General features: G+C 32.5%; 21 protein-coding genes. 8 read left to right on the top strand and 13 right to left on the bottom strand.

The features are described from left to right. The first annotated feature begins 16 nt into the window (after positions 1-16). Positions 17-343, top strand: coding sequence for a 2TM domain-containing protein (locus M4I23_RS10295; protein WP_249754337.1), 327 nt, complete (start codon positions 17-19; stop codon positions 341-343). A 252-nt stretch (positions 344-595) separates the two neighbouring features. Next, positions 596-1351 (top strand): LytTR family DNA-binding domain-containing protein, encoded by a 756-nt coding sequence (locus M4I23_RS10290; protein WP_249754336.1) that lies wholly within the window; start codon positions 596-598, stop codon positions 1349-1351. Positions 1352-1400: 49 nt separating this feature from the next. Here the strand turns inward: M4I23_RS10290 and M4I23_RS10285 are convergent, their stop codons facing one another. The 5 genes from M4I23_RS10285 to M4I23_RS10265 all read right to left on the bottom strand — a co-directional run bounded on the left by M4I23_RS10285 (position 1401) and on the right by M4I23_RS10265 (position 6605). Then, a complete protein-coding gene (locus tag M4I23_RS10285; protein WP_249754335.1) occupies positions 1401-1985 on the bottom strand; it encodes a helix-turn-helix domain-containing protein in 585 nt (194 codons plus the stop codon). 190 nt (positions 1986-2175) lie between these two features. After that, a complete protein-coding gene (lpxD, locus tag M4I23_RS10280) occupies positions 2176-3171 on the bottom strand; it encodes a UDP-3-O-(3-hydroxymyristoyl)glucosamine N-acyltransferase (protein ID WP_249754334.1) in 996 nt (331 codons plus the stop codon). Between the two features lie 191 nt (positions 3172-3362). Then, complete coding sequence (locus M4I23_RS10275; protein ID WP_249754333.1) at positions 3363-3824, bottom strand: hypothetical protein; 462 nt, start codon at positions 3822-3824, stop codon at positions 3363-3365. Between the two features lie 81 nt (positions 3825-3905). Further along, positions 3906-5357 carry an aminotransferase class V-fold PLP-dependent enzyme gene (locus M4I23_RS10270; RefSeq protein WP_249754332.1) on the bottom strand — a complete coding sequence of 484 codons (1452 nt, stop codon included), beginning with the start codon at positions 5355-5357 and terminating at the stop codon, positions 3906-3908. 75 nt (positions 5358-5432) lie between these two features. Then, on the bottom strand, positions 5433-6605 hold the full coding sequence (locus M4I23_RS10265) for an LETM1-related biofilm-associated protein (protein WP_249754331.1): 1173 nt from the start codon (positions 6603-6605) through the stop codon (positions 5433-5435). Positions 6606-6760: 155 nt separating this feature from the next. Between M4I23_RS10265 and M4I23_RS19805 the strand changes: the two genes are divergently transcribed. From M4I23_RS19805 to M4I23_RS10250, 4 genes are all read left to right on the top strand, one after another. After that, positions 6761-7414, top strand: a complete 654-nt coding sequence (locus M4I23_RS19805) for a DUF4331 domain-containing protein (protein WP_262922257.1) — start codon at positions 6761-6763, stop codon at positions 7412-7414. Between the two features lie 25 nt (positions 7415-7439). Further along, positions 7440-7997, top strand: coding sequence for a DUF4331 domain-containing protein (locus M4I23_RS19800; RefSeq protein ID WP_262922256.1), 558 nt, complete (start codon positions 7440-7442; stop codon positions 7995-7997). 111 nt (positions 7998-8108) lie between these two features. After that, entirely contained in the window at positions 8109-9410 is a 1302-nt protein-coding gene (locus tag M4I23_RS10255) for a lipopolysaccharide assembly protein LapB (RefSeq protein ID WP_249754330.1), read from the top strand. 10 nt (positions 9411-9420) lie between these two features. Further along, on the top strand, positions 9421-11655 hold the full coding sequence (locus tag M4I23_RS10250; protein WP_249754329.1) for a TonB-dependent receptor: 2235 nt from the start codon (positions 9421-9423) through the stop codon (positions 11653-11655). Positions 11656-11885: 230 nt separating this feature from the next. Here the strand turns inward: M4I23_RS10250 and M4I23_RS10245 are convergent, their stop codons facing one another. Genes M4I23_RS10245 through M4I23_RS10235 form a run of 3 tightly spaced genes read right to left on the bottom strand, consistent with a single transcriptional unit; the run spans position 11886 to position 13908 of the window. Continuing rightward, on the bottom strand, positions 11886-12683 hold the full coding sequence (locus tag M4I23_RS10245; protein ID WP_249754328.1) for an anti-sigma factor: 798 nt from the start codon (positions 12681-12683) through the stop codon (positions 11886-11888). 25 nt (positions 12684-12708) lie between these two features. Further along, entirely contained in the window at positions 12709-13239 is a 531-nt protein-coding gene (locus tag M4I23_RS10240) for an RNA polymerase sigma factor (protein WP_249754327.1), read from the bottom strand. A 39-nt stretch (positions 13240-13278) separates the two neighbouring features. Beyond that, complete coding sequence (locus tag M4I23_RS10235) at positions 13279-13908, bottom strand: YceI family protein (protein ID WP_158844356.1); 630 nt, start codon at positions 13906-13908, stop codon at positions 13279-13281. 125 nt (positions 13909-14033) lie between these two features. Here M4I23_RS10235 and hemN point away from each other — a divergent pair, with 125 nt between their 5' ends. Further along, positions 14034-15398, top strand: a complete 1365-nt coding sequence (gene hemN / locus M4I23_RS10230) for an oxygen-independent coproporphyrinogen III oxidase (RefSeq protein ID WP_249754326.1) — start codon at positions 14034-14036, stop codon at positions 15396-15398. A 78-nt stretch (positions 15399-15476) separates the two neighbouring features. Further along, positions 15477-16313 carry a universal stress protein gene (locus M4I23_RS10225; protein WP_249754325.1) on the top strand — a complete coding sequence of 279 codons (837 nt, stop codon included), beginning with the start codon at positions 15477-15479 and terminating at the stop codon, positions 16311-16313. 97 nt (positions 16314-16410) lie between these two features. Here M4I23_RS10225 and M4I23_RS10220 read toward each other — a convergent pair whose 3' ends face one another. The 5 genes from M4I23_RS10220 to M4I23_RS10200 form a co-directional block, all read right to left on the bottom strand. Next, positions 16411-17112 carry a sulfite exporter TauE/SafE family protein gene (locus tag M4I23_RS10220; RefSeq protein WP_249754324.1) on the bottom strand — a complete coding sequence of 234 codons (702 nt, stop codon included), beginning with the start codon at positions 17110-17112 and terminating at the stop codon, positions 16411-16413. Position 17113: 1 nt separating this feature from the next. After that, complete coding sequence (locus tag M4I23_RS10215) at positions 17114-17563, bottom strand: FixH family protein (RefSeq protein ID WP_249754323.1); 450 nt, start codon at positions 17561-17563, stop codon at positions 17114-17116. Positions 17564-17764: 201 nt separating this feature from the next. Next, positions 17765-19189, bottom strand: coding sequence for a cytochrome c oxidase accessory protein CcoG (ccoG, locus tag M4I23_RS10210; protein ID WP_158844346.1), 1425 nt, complete (start codon positions 19187-19189; stop codon positions 17765-17767). An 86-nt stretch (positions 19190-19275) separates the two neighbouring features. Beyond that, positions 19276-20169, bottom strand: a complete 894-nt coding sequence (locus tag M4I23_RS10205; RefSeq protein WP_249754322.1) for a cbb3-type cytochrome c oxidase N-terminal domain-containing protein — start codon at positions 20167-20169, stop codon at positions 19276-19278. Then, complete coding sequence (locus M4I23_RS10200) at positions 20166-20351, bottom strand: CcoQ/FixQ family Cbb3-type cytochrome c oxidase assembly chaperone (protein ID WP_158844342.1); 186 nt, start codon at positions 20349-20351, stop codon at positions 20166-20168. Before M4I23_RS10200 ends, M4I23_RS10205 begins: the two co-directional genes overlap by 4 nt. Between the last annotated feature and the right edge of the window lie 14 nt (positions 20352-20365).

Below are 20365 nucleotides of genomic sequence, written 5' to 3'. Positions count from 1 at the left end.
CTTAAAACAAAACATCATGGAAAGGATAGACAATAATAACAATAATGATTTTGAAAAAGAAGACGCTTATTTACGTGCCGAAAAACGTCTAAAAGCACTCAAAGGTTTTTATTCACATGCCTTTTTCTACGTGATAATTAACTTATTTTTAATAGGCATGATAGCCTTTAATTCCGGCGCAGATTTCTGGCATTTTGGAACCTTTAGCACCGCTTTTTTCTGGGGTATTGGCTTGGCTTTTCACGCTATGGGTGTATTCGGTAAAAATGCTATGTTTAGTAAAAGTTGGGAAGAACGTAAAATTCAAGAATATATGAAGAACGATCAAACCAAGTGGGAATAAAAAAATGGCTATGAATATTTGGGCGTTACCCTATCGGGTCAGGCTTTCACTACTCAATCTTTTTGTTTTTCACAAAACAAAAAGGATTTCAAACAAACCGTTCAATCCTTAACGCGGGGCAAGTTTGCTAAAAGTCGTTTTTTACAGTGATTTTTTGGAACGTTTTAAAATGCGTATCAAAGAGTAATTATATTCCCATTGAACATGACATCGTTAAAAGAAAAACTGTAGTTTTAAACAGAAACAAAATACATGAAAGTAATTATTATAGAAGATGAGAAACCATCGGCACGCCGACTTCAACGTCAATTAAAAGTTTTAAATGTCGAAGCTGAAACTATGCTTCATTCTGTAGAAGAATCTGTAGAGTGGTTTCAAAACAATCCGCATCCCGATTTAATATTTTTAGATATTCAATTAAGCGACGGACTTTCATTCGAAATCTTTGAAACTATCGATATAAAAAGCGCAGTTATTTTTACTACAGCCTACGATGAATACGCACTACAGGCTTTCAAACTTAATAGTATTGATTATATATTAAAACCCATTGACGACGAGGATTTAGAAATTGCTGTAAATAAATATCAAGAACGTGCACCTCAAAAACAAGGCGTGACCTTAGATTTTGATGATATTAAAAAACTACTTGTAAACCCGTTAGATCGTGTTTATAAAAAACGTTTTTCAGTTAAAGTTGGGCAGCACTTAAAACTTATTAATATAGACGATATAGAATGTTTTTACAGCGAAAATAAAGGAACGTATGCATATACATCCGAAGGTAGAAATTATCTATTAGATACTACCCTAGACCAGTTAGAAAATGAATTGGAACCACAAACCTTCTTCCGAATAAATCGTAAATTCTTCGTAAATATAAATGCCATAAAAGATATGATAAGTTACACCAACTCGCGCTTGCAAATAAAATTACAGTCGTATAGCGAGCAAGATGTTATTGTTGCCCGCGAACGGGTTAAAGATTTTAAGAATTGGTTGGAGTAGTGAGTGGGAGACGATGAAAATCAATCGCTTGGGTAAAGTAGTCGTCTGTTTATTTAAATATTCTAAATGCCGGAATATATTTAGTGTCTTTATTTTTAGAAATCCTAATGGAGTTAACAATAATTATAGTAAAATTATAGAGGTATAAAATAATGATTGGAATATAAAGTTTCAAAATACTCGACGGGCCTATATGAGTCATTACTCTACTGAATAGGGCTAAAAATATTAAGATAAAATAAGAGAAAAAGATAATAGACCAAGTAATTTCAAAATTTAAAATGGATTTCCCTATTTTATCTACATGTTTTAATTTGTCCTTTTTGAGAATCCAAAATACCAAAGGAATTATTATTCCTAAAACTGGAAAGAATAAAAAACCAAGTGCAGATAAACTCATTAATGTTAAGTACCCTTTGTCTTCTTGAATGGCCCAATCAAGAAGATCGTCGGGAGTTGTTTTCAAAGCGATAGCTAATCGTTTTAAGGAATCGCCTCGCGGTTCGGTTTTGTTATTTTCAATACGCTGAATAGTTCTTAAACTTAATCCGGAGTTTTCTGCTAATGATTCTTGAGTCATGCCCTTTAGGTTTCTTAAAGTTTTTACGCGTTGTGATAAATTCAGACCTTTCATTTTTATATCCTATTAATTTGAAACAAAAGTATTCTGCTTTCTATCATTTATGTAACGACTTTAATACGTCATTTTTACGCCATTTGTGTCTAGGCAAGGTGTTCAGCGTGTTTTTTAATTTATATTATAGTAAAGGAATTCGTTTTTTAGTGTGTTACGTAATTAATGGATTGTAAATAATACATCCATTCTATTTCTTAACCAATCTACGCATAGCAACCCATTGTTTTAGCATATCACGAGCATCTTGCGCAGGATAACCCAAAACGGTTTGCCCAGCTTTTACATCGTTCATAACTCCAGATCCGGCACCAACTGTTGCACCAGAATCTATTTTTGTATGGTCTTTTATAGATGCGCTTCCGCCAATAATAACACCATCGCCTAAAGTAACAGAACCTGCAAGTCCGCTATGTCCTGCCATAATACAAGAACGTCCCATAACACTATTATGAGCAACTTGTACGAGGTTGTCAATTTTGCAGCCATCACCAATAATAGTTGAACTAAATTTGGCTCTATCTACACAAGAGTTAGCTCCAATTTCAACAAAATGACCAATAATTACGTTTCCTATTTGTGGTATTTTAACTAAACCTCTACCATCATCACTTGGTCTATAACCAAATCCGTCGGCACCAATGCTAACATTGGTATGGAAAATACAATTACTACCAATAATGCAGCGTTCACGAATTACGGTTCCCGACCAAACTATGGTTTTATCACCAATAATGGTTTCATCAAAAACACAAACATTTGGATATAAAATAACCTCGTTACCTAATTCTACATCTTTACCAACATAGCAATTTGCACCAATTTTACAACCGCTTCCTATTGATGCTGTTTCGTGTATAACGGCCGTTGGGTGAATATCTGTATCAAATACTGGAGCTGGTTGGTTGTAAAGTTCCAATATTTTTGCCATAGCTAAATCGGCATTTTTCACTTTAATTATCGCGCGATTTTCTCCTGGTTCAATTTTTAAATTATCGTTTACTACAGCAGCGCATGCTTTTGAGTCGGCCCAAAACTTAACATATTTTACACTTCCAACGAAAGTGATATGGTTATTATTTGCATTTTGTAATTGTTCTGGTCCATTAATTTTTTGCGCAGTATGGCCAATTAGTTCGCCTTGTAATACGTCGTTAATTTCCTCAATAGTATATGATGTCTTCAAATTTATTTGTAATTAGTTTTCGTAAAACTAACAAAAAAAATAAAAATGATTGTGATTTAGTTAAATATCTTTGATATTGTAAGTCGTTATGTTTGAATGTGGATAGAAATTTATGCTTTAATCGCTTTGTCTCTGGATCGTTGCGTTTTTGTTAGCGAAGGATTTTCGCAAGGGAATTCAAAAAAAACATATTAGCGCAAAATAGATTTTTTTATTTTGTCTTCAATTTTCTTTAATATCCTTGTTTCAAATTCGTTTTTTGCTTCTGAGTTTTTCCACCACCAAAAATATTTATTGGCTGAAATCCAGTTTCCAACATCATTCCTACTTTTATATGCAACAAAGGCAAATGTGGTGGTTGTTTTATTCTTCGGTCTAGACCAAGTATGGATTATTTGATTTTTGTCTAGATATTGGAAGTAAAAAAAGTGCCAATGTTTGTTTTTGTAATCTTCAAAATAAGTTTTCGCATCAAGTTCCTTGTTCTCCGTTTTTACCTCGTTTATTATTTCAATAAGGGTTTCTTCAGAAATATTAAATTCGTATGTTTCGGCTCTTGAATAGCTTCCGGGTGATAGAGACCAACCTAAATAATAAAAGAAAAATCCGATTAGAATAATTCCACTTATAATTAATAATGGCTTTTTTTTCAATTTTTACTTTTTTATCGATTATGAGAAAATGGAGCCCAACTATAAATACTTATTAGGCTTATCAAAATTAACTTTACTATATTAAATTATCTCTCTCCCAATATTTAAAACTTCAGTAATTAAAACATCAAAATCGGCGTTGGTTACACGATGACTCGAAATAGCACAACGGATGCAGTACATTCCTTTTAGCGTTGTGTAGCCTGGTAATGCAATGGCGCGTTCTTCAAGCTGAAGTTTAATTTCTTTGTTTAAAGCATTTAAATCTTCTAAACTTAGATTTTTAGGTTTGTATCTAAAACATACAATATCTAAACCAATGGGAGCGAGTAATTCTAAATCTTGGTGTTTGTTTATTAAATCTTTTAAATAAAAGGCTTGGTTTACATTTTTAGTAATCATTCGGCCAAATTTTTCACTGCCGTGTTCTTTAAGAGACATCCAAACTTTTAAAGCTCTAAAGCGTCTGGATAGTTGCAAGCCATATTCGCTAAACCAATTCTCTCCAGAAGCCAATCCGCGAGTGTTTTTAGCTAAATATTCTGGAATTAAAGAAAATGTATCTTTATGTTCTTTGCTGTCTTTTACAAGTACGCAACCGGCCTCAAAAGGCATGTGCAACCATTTGTGTAAATCTAAAGCAACCGAATCTGCACGTTCAATACCTTTAAGTTGAGGTTTTACAATATCAGAAAGCATGGCAATAGCTCCAATTGCTCCATCAACATGAAACCATAAATTTTCAGCTTTGCATATATCTGCAATGGCATTTAGATTGTCTATAGCACCAGTGTTTACAGTTCCCGATGTGCCTATAACGCAAACAGGTTTTAATCCGTTGGCTTTATCCGTTTTTATTTGTTCTTTTAGAGCGTCAATATTTATAGTATAATCGTCGTTAACTTCAATTTTTTTAAGGCTTTTTGTGCCTAAACCTAGAAGTTCTATCGCTTTTGTGTTGCAACTATGTACTTCCGAAGAACCATAAAAGACAAGATTATTTTCTTTTAGACCTTCTTTTCTAATATCGTAACCTGCTTTTACGTTTCGGGCAACGGCAAGACCTGCAAAATTTGCCATAGAACCACCACTAACTAAAATGCCACTAGCGGTTTTAGGGAATTCAATAATTTCTTTTATCCAATTAATAACTTGTAATTCAACTTGGTGTCCTGCATGGTTTCCTCCACCTAAATTAGGGTTTATAATAGAGGCCCAAAAATCGCCCATAACACCAGAAATGGTTCCATTTCCCATATACCAAGCCCAAAATCTCGGGTGGATATTCCCCATAGGGTAGGGTAATACGTTTTCTTGTAAGTCCTCATAAACAGATTCTGCTTTGCTAGGTGCTTTGGGTAAATCGGTTTTAAATTGTTCTAAAACCGATTCTGGCATATCTTGCCAAATTTTTCGATCTCTTACGTTTTTTACGTAATCGAAGGCATCATCAACCATTTTATGCATTAAGGCTTTCGATTCTTCCCAGTTTTCTGGATCTAAAGATTCATTATCGTTTATTGAATTCGACATGGTTTTTTAGTTTTAGTTGAAGTAATTCAGACCAGTTTACTCCATAATGTTATAAATTGATATAAGATAAAAGTATTATTTTTTTATCCTATTCTCATCAAAAGCAGAAGGTAATAATTTTGGAATAAATTTTATAACCAAAGGCAATAAAATAGCGCCTCCAGGTAATAGAAAAATGGCCAAACTAGGAATGGATTTAAAAATATCTAATAATTGATCGGTTACTTTTTTCTGCTCTTCTTTAGTTAAATCTCTAACGGTAGATTGTGTTAGTAAAATCATGAGTTCCTTACTATCTATCAATTCTCGATACAAACGTTTACTGTTTCTAGTAATAAGTTTGTGCACTATTTTGCTAGAATTATCGTAAAAACTATGCGCAATGTTTTTAGAACTTAAAAGTGCAATATTGTCTTTATTAGCTGTGTAAAATATGTTTACAGTTTGTATAGATTGTTGAACCCGATCGTTATCTAGTTTTAAATCTCTCCCTAATTTTATTAAAAATTGATACTCTTTTTGATCAATAATGGCATCTGTCCAAGAGGCCATGCAAGCAATATCTAAGATGTAATAAGCTTCTTTAGTTGTTTGTACCATAGCTACAGCTGTGGCATAATCAATTAGTTTATCGTTTTGGTAGCGTAGCGAAGATTCAAATAATTTAATTAAACTTTCATCATATTTATTCTTTGTTGCTTTTGAGTTTAATACTTCTAAAGAAATGGAGGTAATTGCTGCTTCTAAATTTTTTAAATACTCAATAGAAATAGTTTCGTTTTCTAAATATGCTCTATATGCTAGTACATCAATATATAGTAAAGCATTTATAATAAAATAGTTAAAATTTTTGGTTAAAACGTTTACATCTATTTGTACCCGTTTGTGAATTATTTTTTCGAGTTGTTCACTCGATTTTTTTCCGCCTAATAAATCTTGAAAGAACGAAATTTTTAATTCTTTAATAGCGGTATAAAAGCCAATAACGCTATCAACAAATGTAACTTTAGAATTAGAGTTTTTGTGCGCATATAAAAAGGCTAGGCATAGATTTGTTTTACAAAGCTCATCTTCAGTAAGGTCTTTATTATCAAAAATATTTTCAACAACTTTTAAGTTACTTCCGTAGATAAAACCAGAATCTCTTAAAGCTTCATAAAAAGAAATTTTATCAATATTAAAAGCACCATCGCGCTCACTAACATCTGTTAGTAATTTATTAATCCAACCTGAAGCTGATGGGTTCATTCAATAATGATTTAAATATTTAGTAAAGATAAATTTAATATCGAATAATTACGAGGTTTTTTACTTTAACATAGTTTTAACAAAACCGCTCTCAACGTTTTTTCGTAGGTATGGCTGAAATCAAAAATTAACAGATTAACAAAAATTTCAGAATCATGAAAAATTTAAAAAAAGTATTAGGGATTGGAGTAGTAGCTGTGGCTAGTTTCTTCATTGTTGCAGCAGATCACATTGATGCGCCTGCAGTACAAGGAGGAACAAGCGACATTACAGATTTTTATGCCTTTCAGGGAGAAAACACAGATAACTTAGTGTTTGTAGCCAACGTACAAGGTTTAATTAGTCCAGATGCAACAGGAGATGCTGCGTTTGATGAGAGTGTTTTAGTTGAAATTAATATTGATACCGATGGTGATAGTGTTGAAGATTTGGTTATTCAAGCTATTCCCAGAGATGGAAAAATGTACTTTTTTGGACCTGTTGCACCATCGCAAACAGGACTAAATAGTACCATTGTAACTACAGCATCTAACACTGGTTGGGTAGATATTACAGCTTACGGAGATTCTGCTTCTACAGAAACAAACACTAATGGTATGACGTTTTTTGCTGGCCCTCGTGACGATCCGTTCTTTATGGATTTTGCACAATACTCTGCAATTATTGCAGGTACAGCAGATGGTTTTAACGACCCTGGAGCAGATACATTTGCAGGAACTAACGTCATGTCTATAGTAGTAGAAGTGCCAAAAAGTATGATTGGAGGATCAGGAACTATTAACACTTGGGTAGAATCTAAAAAGAAATAATAACTAACTATTTAAAAATATAATTATGAAAACTATAAAAAGAATAAGTTTCGCCTTTGCATTGTCATTTTTAGTATTTAATTGCTCATCGGACGATGATAACAATATTACAGAAGCAATGGAACCAGATTTCTCAGGAACCTTTGTACAACAAGATCAAATGGGCAGACCAGCAGTTAATACTGTGTTTGTGTCTAGCGCTAGTAAAGATGATTTTAATGTTACCATTCCTTCGGAACAAAATGTTGCATTTCAATCTATGTTTCAAACTAATTTAGAAGCTTTAAGTCCTGCTTTCGCTAATGAAGGTGATCAAAATGCTTTAGGGCAAGATGCAGCAGCTTTTACAAGTTTATTGGCTACAGATGTTTTAAATGTGTCTTTAGATGGTACAACAACTTTTTACGATGGAACGAATGTTTTAACGGGTCGTGCTTTAGCTGATGATGTTATTACAGTTGAGTTATTATTAATTTTTGGTGGTGAAGATTTTACTGAAAACCCTCAATTTTCTGATGATAATGTAAGCGCTAATGATAAAACCTTTTTGCCCTCATTTCCCTACCTAGCCTCTCCATGGTAGAGTATAGTTGGAGGTTGTTCTGTTTGTGTTTTACTTTTAGAACAGCCTCTTTTTATTTTTCACCTAAAAAGGACTTTACCTAACAATCACACCTAAAAAAAAATCGAAATCATGAAAATCACAAAAATCATTAAGCTATTGGCATTTGTTTTATTAACAAGCTTTTTATCAAGTTGTAATCATTCAAATAAAAAAATAACAAACGCGGCCGACTATAATTCTTTTTTAGAAGTTAAAACAAATAAAGATTTAGCCTTAGCTAGAGCCGATTTAAAATTTTGGCAAGGAAAACTGGATAAAAACCCGAATCAATTTCCATATTTATCAAAAGTTTCGGCGTCTCAATCTCAAATATTTGAAGTTACGGGCGATATACAATCTTTGTTAGAAGCGGAAGAAGGTTTAATAAAAGCTAATGAAGCAGTAAATTATACAAGTACAGGTTATTTGCGTGGTTTAGCAAGAAATTATGTTTCGCAACATAGATTTAAAGACGCGTTAGAATTACTTAAAAAAGCGGAAGGTATTGGAGAGCATTTGGAAAGTACTCAAAAAATGCTATTCGATGTTAATTTAGAAATAGGAGATTTTGATACAGCTAAAAGATATTTAGAAAAAATAAAAAATTTTTCGGATTTCGATTATTTAATTCGTCTCTCAAAATGGTCTGATCATAAAGGCGATTTAGATAGCGCTATAAAATATATGGAACGTGCTATGGAAAAGGCAGAAGCGACTAACATACCATCAACAAAAAAATGGGTATATACTAATTTAGCCGATTATTATGGGCATGCGGGAAAAATAGAAAGCTCATACAATCATTATTTAAAAGCTTTAGAAATAGATCCAGAAGATGCATATTCTAAAAAAGGAATTGCTTGGATTGTATATTCTCACGAGAAAAACCCAAAAGAGGCATTACGAATTTTAGATAATGCAATAAAAACACATACCTCTCCAGATTACTATTTGTTAAAAGCCGATATAGCCGAATACTTAGGCGATTTAGATTTAAAAAAAGAACAATTAGCGCATTATAACAAAGCGATAAGTAATAAGCAATATGGAGATATGTACAATAAGTATAACACCCTTTTATTTGCAGAAAATAAAGAGACAAATGCAAAAGCTATAGAATTGGCGTTTACAGAAATTAAAAATCGCCCAACACCACAATCTTACGATTTGTTAGCATGGTCATATTTTAATAAAGGTGATGTAGAAAAAGCTATGAGTATAATGGATGAGCACGTTGTTGGTAAAACATCGGAGCCCGATGTTTTATATCATTTAGCTCGCATATATAAAGCTAAAGGAATGTTAAAAAACTCACAAGAATTAAAGCAAGAACTTAATAATAGTATTTTTGAACTTGGCCCTTTAATGGCTAATGAAATAAATAATATTTAAAATAATTTATATGATTTATAGTAAATACTTTGTATTAATTTTTGTTATGTTTTTTGTAAACGTAAGTTTTGCTCAACGTCTTAAAGGAGTGGTGGTTGATAATGATAGCCAACCTTTAGAAGCTGCTTATGTTTATAATATAAATGCTGAAACACACGCGCATACTTCTGCAAATGGTGTGTTTATTTTAGATGAAAATAAAATTGGCGATTCGTTAAAAATAGGATTACTAGGTTATAAAAATCAACTTTTGATTTTAAATCAAAAAAATTTAGAAAATGGTATAACAATAAAGTTAGAAGAGAAAATATTTCAGTTAAAAGAATTACATTTAAACGAACAGTTAAATGCACTTAGTACCATATCTCGTTTAGATTTAAGTATAGATCCTGTAAATTCTTCGCAAGAAATTTTAAGAAAAGTACCTGGTTTAATTATTGGTCAGCATGCTGGTGGAGGTAAAGCAGAACAGCTTTTTTTAAGAGGTTTTGATATTGATCATGGTACCGATGTCGCTATTTCTGTAGATGGTATGCCGGTAAATATGGTATCGCATGCACATGGGCAAGGTTATAGTGATTTACACTTTTTAATAGCCGAAACGGTTGATAAAATAGACTTTGGCAAAGGTGGATATTATGCCAATAAAGGTGATTTTGATACGGCTGGGTATGTCGATTTTTCTACTAAAGATTATTTAAAAGAAAGTCAAATTTCATTATCTATTGGTCAGTTTAACTCGCTTAGAACGTTGGGTATGTTCGATTTACTTGGCGATTCTAAAAACGAGAATGCTTACGTTGCTATTGAATATTTGGAAAATGATGGCCCCTTCGATTCGCCTCAAAATTTTAATCGTCTTAATTTATTTGGTAAATACACCAATATTTCACCATTAAATAATAAGTTGAGTTTAACGGTTTCTCATTTTACAAGTCGTTGGGATGCTTCTGGTCAAGTGCCGCAGCGTGAAGTTGATAATGGTAATATTTCTAGATTTGGAGCTATCGACGATACCGAAGGCGGAAATACACAACGTACTAATTTAAATGTTGAATACAGTAAATATATTAATGATGATACACGATTAAATACAAATGTATTTTACACGCATTCGGCTTTCGAGTTGTATTCTAATTTTACATTCTTTTTAGAAGATCCTATAAACGGCGATCAAATAAAACAATTTGAGGATCGTGATATTTTTGGATTGAATAGTACTTTAGTACATGATACTTATTTGGGGCAAACGCCTTTAAAATTAAGTGCAGGACTTGGTTTAAGACATGATGTAGCCAATGATACCGAGTTGTCTAAAACTTTAAATAGAACCACAACTTTAGAACAGGTAAAACTTGGCGACATTAACCAAACTAATATGAATGTTTTTGTTAATGCAGAATTTGAATTTGGTAAACTTACCGTAGCTCCCGCTTTACGTTTAGAGCATTTTAAATTTTTGTATAATGATAAATTGCAAACAGAGTATACCTCATTATCTGAAGATAAAACCATATTACTGCCTAAGTTAAACTTCTTTTATAATGCGAAAGATAATTTACAACTTTATTTAAAATCGGGAATTGGTTTTCATTCTAATGATACCCGCGTTGTGGTAAGTAACGCTAGCGAAAATGTTTTACCAAAAGCTTACGGAGCAGATTTGGGAACCATTTGGAAACCATCACCAAAATTAGTTGTGAATTCAGCTTTATGGTATTTGTTTTTAGAGCAAGAATTTGTTTATGTAGGCGATGCCGGTATTGTTGAACCTAGCGGAGAAACAAGACGTTATGGGCTAGATTTAGGTTTTAGATACCAATTTAACGATTGGTTATTTTTAAATTCTGATGCGACGCTAACAAAAGCACGCAGTCTTGAAAGTGCAGCAGGTGAAGATTATATTCCTTTAGCTCCAGATTTTACCTTAACAGGCGGACTTACAGTTAACGAATTAAACGGTTTTTCTGGTGGGTTACGTTTTAGATATATTGATGATAGACCTGCAAATGAGGATAATAGTATTGTTGCAGAAGGTTATTTTGTAAGTGATTTTAATGTTAATTACACTATTAATAAATTAACCTTTGGTATCTCTATAGAAAATATTTTTGATACCGAATGGAACGAAACCCAATTTGCTACGACCTCTCGTTTACAGAATGAAGCAGAACCGGTTGAAGAAATTCACTTTACACCAGGAACACCCTTTTCTAGTAAAGTATCGGTTACTTACAGGTTTTAATATGAAGTAGAATTGAAGTGAAAATTAAAATATAACCAAGAATTTAGTGATTGATTTTGTTGGTTTTTAGGTGAAACACTTAATTATAGAAATATAATTGAGTGTTTTTTTTTATGCCTATATATTTAGGTGTTTAGTTGAATATTAAGCACCGTAGACAAAAGGAATAGAGCATATCTGTCCCTTTTCCTATTTAATAGGAATACATAATATATTGTAAATGATTTAAATTAGCTAGAAGCAACGCCTAATGTGTAAAGAAATTCCATGGTTGGAGATTTGCTACCGCCTGCAGGCTCTAAGGTAATACCAAAGGCTTCACTTTGGTTTGCATTAGCTATTTCGAAAATTTTGTTAGCATCTGTAGCAAAATCATCGATGGTTCCTAAACTAGTAGGAGTAAGCGGGCTAAGTTTTAAAGACCATACTTGGTATACTTTACCTCGTGGAGGTTCTGGTAAGCCTTGTGCATCTAAGAAAATGCGTTGTTCTTTTTTATCCCAATATACTTTAGCATATGCCGTAGCAAAATTGCCTTGGCCCGCTAAAGGTATTTTGGTAATGGCATCGTCTCGTAAAACAGAGACCAAGGTTTGTGCTTCTTCTAAACTGTTTTTAGAATCGGCAATTTGTGTTTCTAAAAGTGCTTCTTTTACTTGTGCGACCTCTATATTAGATTGTAATGTTTTGTTCTCACTAATAGTCCAAAGTAATCCGGCAGCTAAAACAATAGAGGCAGCCCAACCAGTATAAGTAATCCAGTTGTATTTAGTAATAGAAATAACTTTAATGTCACTGCTATCATTAAAACCTAATACTTTTTTAATATTATTTAAAACAATACTTTTGTTTGAAGGTCCTGCAGCAGCGGTTAATTTAATAACGGCAGCTTCAATATCTAAAACTTCTTGTAGTATTTCGGGATGTTGTTGCATAAGTGCATATACCTCTTGGTTTTCTTTTTCAGAAAGCGAACCAGCGACGTAAAGCTCTAAAATTCCAGATTCTATGTATGCGTTAATATCCATTTTAATTTAAATAATACTTACAGTTTTAATTTAAAACCATGTTTCTAAGTTCTTTGATACAATTTCTATTTCTTGTTTTAATAGTGCCAATTGGCATGTCTAAGGTTTCCGATGCTTCTGTTTGGGTATAGCCTTTAAAATATAATAGTTCTATAACTTCTATACATTTTTTTGCAAGTTTATTTACATAGCTTGTTATACCTATTGCATCGGTTTTATTATCCAGATTATCACTAGTTTCAAGTATATCTACGAAAAAAGTGGCATCGAGGTTTTGTTTTGAGTTTTTAAAGTTTTTGGAGCGTGTTTTATCTATTGCTGCATTTCGAGCAATGTTTAAAATCCATGTAAAGAATCGTCCTTTTTTACTCGAGTAAGTGTCAGATTTATGCCATGCTTTTATAAAAACATCTTGCATAATTTCTTCTGCAATATCATTATTTCTAACAATATTAAAAATAACGCCATGCATGCTTTCGCTGTACATGGCGTATAAAGTTTCAAAAGCTTTTTCGTCTTTTTGTTTAAATTTTTCAACAAGACTATTTAAATCCATATATGGTCTTAAAAGTTGAGTAGTGTTACTTGGTAGTTTTTAATTTTCGCCTAGAAAGGTATTAACTTCAATAGCAACATCTTCCCATGTTTTACTAACACCATCTGCACCTTTATGTAAATCGAAACAAACTTTGTTAAGCGATTCTAAAGCTCCAAGTGCATCCCAATCTTTTAAATTCATAACACCTGTCATTACTACACGTCGTCCTTCAGTAATTTTGATGTCTAAAGGTAAATTGGTAGTAACACCATTCATTGTAATTGTTGCAGAGTACGAACCATCTGTATGATTAATGGTTCCTGTTAAAAATTCTGTATCTAGCATTGCTCCGAAAAACGAAGTCATAATCTTAGCATCACGAGTGTTGGTAGCATCATTTGTAAAGAGACTACTAATAGGAATAGAAAATTCTAAATCATTTAAAGCTTCTTCTGGAGTAGATCCAGTTTTTTCTTCAAAATTTACAATTTTAAATTCTCCTCCAACAGGCTTCTTTTCTGTAGTTTTATAAGCAGTCCATTTTACTGAAGTTGCTTCAGGCTTAATAACATATTTTACTGCAGTTACAACATCTTCTGTTGTTTCAGTTTTAGTTTCTTTTTTGTCGTTTTTGCAAGAGGTTAAACTGATAGCTAATGCAAAGAATAGAATACTTATTTTTTTCATTTTTTTATGCTTTTTTTATTTAGTCGAAAGTTAAGGCAATAATAAATGACATGCAAGATTAGGCATGATATATATCATATATTTAACGAAAGGATTCCTATAATTTTGAATATTAAATGTTAAGCATGAATAATTCATTAGTTGATAAATATAATATTTCTGGACCTCGATATACGAGTTATCCAACTGTTCCCTATTGGAATAATGAGACTTTTTCATTAAACCAATGGAAACAATCGTTAATAGAATCTTTTAAGGAAAGTAATTCCAAAGAAGGTATTAGCCTTTATATTCATCTTCCTTTTTGCGAAAGTTTATGTACATTTTGTGGTTGTAATAAGCGTATTACTAAACAACACAGTGTAGAGTCTCCATACATAAATGCAGTTTTAAGAGAGTGGGATTTATATTTAGAGTTGTTCGATGAAAAACCAATTATTAAGGAATTACACCTTGGAGGTGGAACACCAACATTTTTTAGTCCAGAACATTTAAAACTATTAATTAACGGTATTATAAAACGATCTGTTTTAGCCGATAATTACGAATTTAGCTTTGAGGGCCATCCTAATAATACCACTCGCGAACATCTACAAGCTCTTTTTGATGTTGGATTTAGACGAGTAAGTTATGGTGTGCAAGATTACAACGAAACCGTTCAGAAAGCCATTCATCGTATTCAACCTTTTGAAAACGTAAAGCGTGCTACAGAATTGGCTAGAGAAGTTGGTTACACCTCTGTTGGTCATGATATTATTTTCGGTTTACCATTTCAGACTATAGATCATGTTAAATCTACAATCTTAAAAACAAAGGAACTATTGCCAGATCGATTGGCGTTTTACAGTTATGCGCATGTGCCATGGATAAAAGGTAATGGTCAACGAGGTTTTAACGATCAAGATTTACCAGCACCAGAATTAAAAAGAAAACAATACGAGCTAGGAAAACAATTACTTGCCGAAGTAGGTTATAATGAAATTGGTATGGACCATTTTGCATTAAAAACAGACAGCCTTTTTAAATCTATGGAAAACGGTAATTTACACCGTAACTTCATGGGGTATACCGCCTCTAAAACGCAGGCTATGATAGGTTTAGGGGTTTCTTCTATAAGTGATAGTTGGTATGGGTTTTCACAAAACGTTAAAGGCCTAGAGAGTTATTATAATTTATTAGAAGATAATATTATACCCGTTTATAGAGGGCATATTTTAAATGAAGAAGATTTAGTAATAAGGCAACACATTCTTAATTTAATGTGTCGTTTTAAAACAAGTTGGAGGAATGAAGAACTTCGCTTTCCAGAGTTGCCGGATGTCTTAGTTCGCTTAAAAGAAATGGAGCAGGACGGTTTATTAACAATAGACAAGAATAGTATTGAGGTTACCGAAAAAGGACAACCATTTGTTAGAAACATCTGTATGGCTTTCGATTTGTTGCTGCAGCGTAAACAACCCGATACACAATTATTTTCTATGACGGTTTAATAGTTTAATCCAATTATTTTAATAATTTAGTAAGCTGTAATTTCCCTTAAATCTAACAACAACTTAAAAAGAAAAAAAATGAAAAAAATTATTGTACCCATCGATTTTTCAGAACATTCAGAATATGCTTTAAAAACCGCAGCTACATTAGCAAAAAAACATGACGCAGAGGTGCTTGTTTTACATATGCTAGAAATGTCTACAGTTGCACTAACTGCCTCAGATGAGCTGTTAGGACAACAAGCTATTTTTTTTATGAAATTAGCAGAAAAAAAGTTTAAAGATTTCTTAGATAAAGATTATTTAAAAGGAGTGAATGTAACTCCTATAATAAAGCATTTTAAGGTATTTAGTGAAGTTAATGATGTTGCCAAAGAGAATAACGTCGATATTATAGTTATGGGTTCTCATGGCTCAAGTGGAATCCAAGAAATGTTTATTGGATCTAATACTGAGCGTGTGGTTAGAAATTCCGAAATACCTGTTTTAATAGTAAAGAATAATGTTGTAGATGTTAATTTCGATGTTATTGTGCTTGCTACAGATTTAGAAGAAGAATCTATACAGTCTTACATAAATACTCGTAAGATGTTTCAAGATGTTGCTTCTAAAATATATTTGGTACATGTTAATTTACCAAACGAGAGATTTCAAAGTACTACGGAATTAGAGAAAAAGGCAGTTCACTTTTTTACTAAAGCCGATAGAAGCTTAAATTACTTAGAAGATTTACGTTTCGTTTCCGATTATACGGTAGATGATGGTATTTTACATTTCTCTAATAAAAGTAAAGCAGACTTAATTGTAATGCCAACACATGGACGAAAAGGTTTAGCTCACTTCTTTCAAGGAAGTGTAGGAGAGGATGTTGTTAATCATTCTACTTTACCAGTTCTAACAATAAAGATGGAATAAAAGATTTTCTGTTGTAATGGATGTAATTTCGTCATTCTGATTAAACTCAGGGTGGCGAAATTATTTTTTTATATGAAATTCAAATAAAAAATAATTATTAATGGCAGTCTATACTAGACGAAACCATATCATAAACAGGAGTAGGAGATAAGTACGGAATACCCAAGCCTAAACCGCGAATAATAAATAAAAGACCAATAATTACAATAAAAACAGGAATAGCTTTCTGTATTTTTTGTCGTGCAGCACCCTTTAAAAATTGTGAGAAATATATTGCCGTAGTCATTAAGGGTATAGTTCCTAAACCAAAAACAGCCATATACAAACTACCACTTAGTGCGTTTCCGCTTGCAATAGCAGCAAAAACAGCCATATAAACTAAGCCACAAGGTAAAAAGCCATTCAAAAAACCAATAGTTAAAAAGGTATCCATCGTTTTTTTCTTCATGGCAGAGCCTAAAGCAGATTTAACTTTAGAAATAAGTCGATAAATAGGTTTCGAAAAATTATATTTATTAAAGATTTTCTGCGGAATTAAAACCACTAAAATCATTAATACACCAATAAAAATAGAAAGCTGTTGTTGGAACCCAAACAAAAATAAACTCTTGCCAATTAATCCAAAAACAAGGCCAATTATACTGTAAGCAAGCAGTCTGCCAAAGTGATAAACACCAATCTGAACTGCTTTTTTAAACGCATTATTCCGGTCAACGGGAAGCATAAAAGCAATAGGTCCACACATGCCCACACAGTGAAAACTACCCAATAAGCCAAGTATAAATGCCGAGAAAAGCATGTTAATAAATTATAGATTCTTTAAATAGATAAGAATTTCCCTTATATTGCCAATCAATTTTAATGTTCCAACGACCATCTACCAAACGTTTGTCAGGTATGAGCAAATTAGAATCAGACAGTGAAACAATAGAAGTCTCAAAGTCTAGTTGTTTGTTAGATGGTCTATATAGGAACACTTTTCCTGTAATTTTTTTAGAATCAAATTCCTTAGGGAAAACAATTTTTAAGCCCGCGCTGGTTTGTAAATAGCTAACGTTTTCTGTTAATTCCTCCGAATTTTTAATTTTGTTTATATCATTTTGGTACAGCAATTCTGCTCCATAATAATCTTCTGTAACTAAGTCATTTTTAAAATTTTCGCTCGAAAACATACTAATAACAAAGTACATTATAAATGTTATAAAGCCAATAAATGCTAGTACAACTCCAGTTCCCCAATTAAATTTCATAACACATTTTTTTATTCATTTTACACAATCTTAAAGACTGTACAACTGTAGACTAATTCACGGTCTACTTAATTAATGGCATTACCCTACGGGTCGGGCTTTCACTACTCGCTCCCTTCCTTTGGTCGGGGAGCTCAAACAGGTCGTTCAATCCCTAATGCACACATCTGCCAAGGTGCTTTTCAATTTATAATTATTGGTTTACTTAAAACTTCGTGGCCCTAAAAAGTTAGCAGTAGTGGTTTCAATTAATTTATCACCAGAGTAAATTCCGATTTTAATTTTATTTCTATCGCCACTTAAAGCCGAATTGTTTATTTCAACAAACAAAGTCCCTTTAGAGATTTGCTGTCTAGGTACTATAAAATGATCGTGAGTTGCTACTAATTTCAATTCTCCTTTATGTGACATCAGCTTAAAACTAACATCATTTATATCTTCCGATGTTTTGTTAACCAATTTATAAGTAAACACGTTACTAATAATGTTATTGTCCTTATGTTCATAAAGTTGACCTGGTAGCCTTAAAATATTGGCTTCTACATCATTTCTTAAAAATAACATACCAATAAGTAAACCTGTTAAAATAGCCAATACCGCTGTATACCCTTTAATTCTTGGTGTAAATTTAAACGGCGTTTTCTTTTCTATATTTTCTTCACTCGTATAACGAATTAACCCTTTTGGAAGGTTAATACTTTCCATAATATGATCGCATTCATCAATACAAGCTGTACAATTTACACATTCTAATTGCGTACCGTTTCTAATATCTATTCCTGTAGGACAAACGTTTACACATTGCATACAATCTATACAATCTCCATGCCCTAAAGCTTCTCGGTCTTCACTTTTTCTGAATTTTTTTCTACCATTTTCAGCCTCTCCGCGTTTATGGTCGTAAGCCACAACAATAGATTTTGTATCTAAAAGTACACCTTGTAACCTTCCATAAGGACAAGCTATAATACAAACTTGCTCTCTAAACCATGCAAAAATAAAATAGAATACGGCTGTAAATATCGTTAGAGATATTAGCGTACTTAAATGTTCTGCGGGGCCATCGGTTATATAGGAAATTAGCGTATCGCTGCTTATTAAATAAGCTAAAAATACATTGGCTATTATAAACGATATTAATATGAAAATTACCGTTTTTAATGTTTTCTTTCTAATTTTTTCAGCATTCCAAGGCATTTTTGCTAAACGCATTTGTTTACCTCTATCACCTTCAATCCAATACTCGATACGTCTAAATACCATTTCCATAAAAATGGTTTGCGGACAAATCCATCCACAGAAAATACGTCCAAACGCTACAGTAAAGAGCGCTACAAATACAACGCCAATAATCATCGATATTACAAATAGATGAAAATCTTGTGGCCAAAAAGGAAAACCAAAAATATTAAATCGGCGCTCAAGAATATTAAACATTAAAAACTGATTACCATTAATCTTTATAAATGGTGCGAGTAATAAAAATGCTAATAAACCGTAGCTTACGTATTTACGATACTTATAAAACTTTCCACTAGGTTTCTTTGGGAATACCCAAGCACGTTTACCATCTTCGGTAATCGTTCCTATGGAGTCTCTAAATGTTTCGTTTTCTGGGGTTTCCACTTGTTTTAGGTGTTGTAGACCTACCAGTTAGTTTTACTAGCAGGTCTTGAATATATATTGAGTTAGTTGTATTCTATTCTTAAATTTTATTGTATTTCTGCGGTATCTTCGCCTTCCCAAATATCTCCTTGCGGTTCTTTCGGGTTTGCTGGTGTTGTACCTTGTAAGCTTAAAACATAACTAGCTACTTGTGCCATTTGAGCAGGTTTAAGTTGTGATTTCCAAGCAATCATTCCTTTTCCTGAACGACCTCCTTCGGATACTGTTTTAAATACATGCTTAATATCACCGCCTAAAATCCAATGTTTATCGGTTAAGTTTGGGCCAATTCCACCGCCACCATCAGCCATGTGGCATGCTACGCAGTTAGTTTCAAAAGTTGCTTTTCCTGCTTTTAAATCCGAAGCATCACTTAGTAGAGTTACAGTATTAAAATCAACTAAATCTTTAGCCGTTTTTTTATATTCTTCAATAGAAATTCTAGCTTCTGCTATTTCTGTTTCTAATTCATCAAGTTGGGTGTCTCCATTAAATACTTGATATTTTAAGAAGTATACAACAGCAAAAATAATCGACATATAAAAAGCATAAACCCACCATGGTGGTAAATTATTATCTAATTCTTTTATGCCATCATAATTATGGTCTAAAATTATTTCGCTTTCTTGTTCAATAGGTTTCTGACCTAGTAATTTAGTGTAAGTCTCTTTTAACCAAGTAAACTTATAACCAAATTCCTTTTCGGCTAAGAAACGTGCTTTAGCTTCTTCATCTAATTTATGAAGCATAATAGTTTCCAATGCTCCAAGAACAGCTTCAATAGCTATTAAAATTAAAAGAACTAAAATTAAAAATAATTGAACAGCAGTATATTCCATAAATGCTGGTTTTCCACCAGAATCTACAAAGTATTCTGTTATGGCTACAATTATTAAAAAGGCTACGGGAATTCGTATCCAAGATGGAATTAGTTTTCTCATAATGTTTCGTCGTTTTGAGTTTCTAAAGGCAGGTTGCTAACGTTTTGTATATAGTCTTTTTTTGCAGTAATAACCCACCAAAAAAGAAGTACAAAAAAAGTAAAGAATATGATTAACGAAATTATTGGGTAAATCTCGATACCATCAATACTCTCCATGTGGTATTTTATAAATTTCAACATGATTTTATATTGTT

Origin of the sequence: Algibacter sp. L4_22, assembly GCF_023473045.1 — a bacterium.
In the GTDB taxonomy this organism is placed as follows: Bacteria; Bacteroidota; Bacteroidia; order Flavobacteriales; family Flavobacteriaceae; genus Algibacter.
Note: the sequence above shows the minus strand (reverse complement) of the source record. Positions and strands in the feature narration are given on the sequence as shown.

What these genes read in the sequence shown, in the direction of transcription:
- hemN (WP_249754326.1), top strand. Translation starts at nt 14,034, where the DNA reads ATGAATAATTCATTAGTTGATAAATATAATATTTCTGGACCTCGATAT.
- M4I23_RS10220 (WP_249754324.1), bottom strand. Translation starts at nt 17,112, where the DNA reads ATGCTTTTCTCGGCATTTATACTTGGCTTATTGGGTAGTTTTCACTGT.
- M4I23_RS10265 (WP_249754331.1), bottom strand. Translation starts at nt 6,605, where the DNA reads ATGAACCCATCAGCTTCAGGTTGGATTAATAAATTACTAACAGATGTT.
- M4I23_RS10200 (WP_158844342.1), bottom strand. Translation starts at nt 20,351, where the DNA reads ATGTTGAAATTTATAAAATACCACATGGAGAGTATTGATGGTATCGAG.
- M4I23_RS10235 (WP_158844356.1), bottom strand. Translation starts at nt 13,908, where the DNA reads ATGAAAAAAATAAGTATTCTATTCTTTGCATTAGCTATCAGTTTAACC.
- M4I23_RS10290 (WP_249754336.1), top strand. Translation starts at nt 596, where the DNA reads ATGAAAGTAATTATTATAGAAGATGAGAAACCATCGGCACGCCGACTT.
- M4I23_RS10245 (WP_249754328.1), bottom strand. Translation starts at nt 12,683, where the DNA reads ATGGATATTAACGCATACATAGAATCTGGAATTTTAGAGCTTTACGTC.
- M4I23_RS10285 (WP_249754335.1), bottom strand. Translation starts at nt 1,985, where the DNA reads ATGAAAGGTCTGAATTTATCACAACGCGTAAAAACTTTAAGAAACCTA.
- M4I23_RS10205 (WP_249754322.1), bottom strand. Translation starts at nt 20,169, where the DNA reads ATGAGAAAACTAATTCCATCTTGGATACGAATTCCCGTAGCCTTTTTA.
- M4I23_RS10240 (WP_249754327.1), bottom strand. Translation starts at nt 13,239, where the DNA reads ATGGATTTAAATAGTCTTGTTGAAAAATTTAAACAAAAAGACGAAAAA.
- M4I23_RS10225 (WP_249754325.1), top strand. Translation starts at nt 15,477, where the DNA reads ATGAAAAAAATTATTGTACCCATCGATTTTTCAGAACATTCAGAATAT.
- M4I23_RS19805 (WP_262922257.1), top strand. Translation starts at nt 6,761, where the DNA reads ATGAAAAATTTAAAAAAAGTATTAGGGATTGGAGTAGTAGCTGTGGCT.
- M4I23_RS10270 (WP_249754332.1), bottom strand. Translation starts at nt 5,357, where the DNA reads ATGTCGAATTCAATAAACGATAATGAATCTTTAGATCCAGAAAACTGG.
- M4I23_RS10215 (WP_249754323.1), bottom strand. Translation starts at nt 17,563, where the DNA reads ATGAAATTTAATTGGGGAACTGGAGTTGTACTAGCATTTATTGGCTTT.
- M4I23_RS10250 (WP_249754329.1), top strand. Translation starts at nt 9,421, where the DNA reads ATGATTTATAGTAAATACTTTGTATTAATTTTTGTTATGTTTTTTGTA.
- M4I23_RS10295 (WP_249754337.1), top strand. Translation starts at nt 17, where the DNA reads ATGGAAAGGATAGACAATAATAACAATAATGATTTTGAAAAAGAAGAC.
- M4I23_RS10255 (WP_249754330.1), top strand. Translation starts at nt 8,109, where the DNA reads ATGAAAATCACAAAAATCATTAAGCTATTGGCATTTGTTTTATTAACA.
- M4I23_RS19800 (WP_262922256.1), top strand. Translation starts at nt 7,440, where the DNA reads ATGAAAACTATAAAAAGAATAAGTTTCGCCTTTGCATTGTCATTTTTA.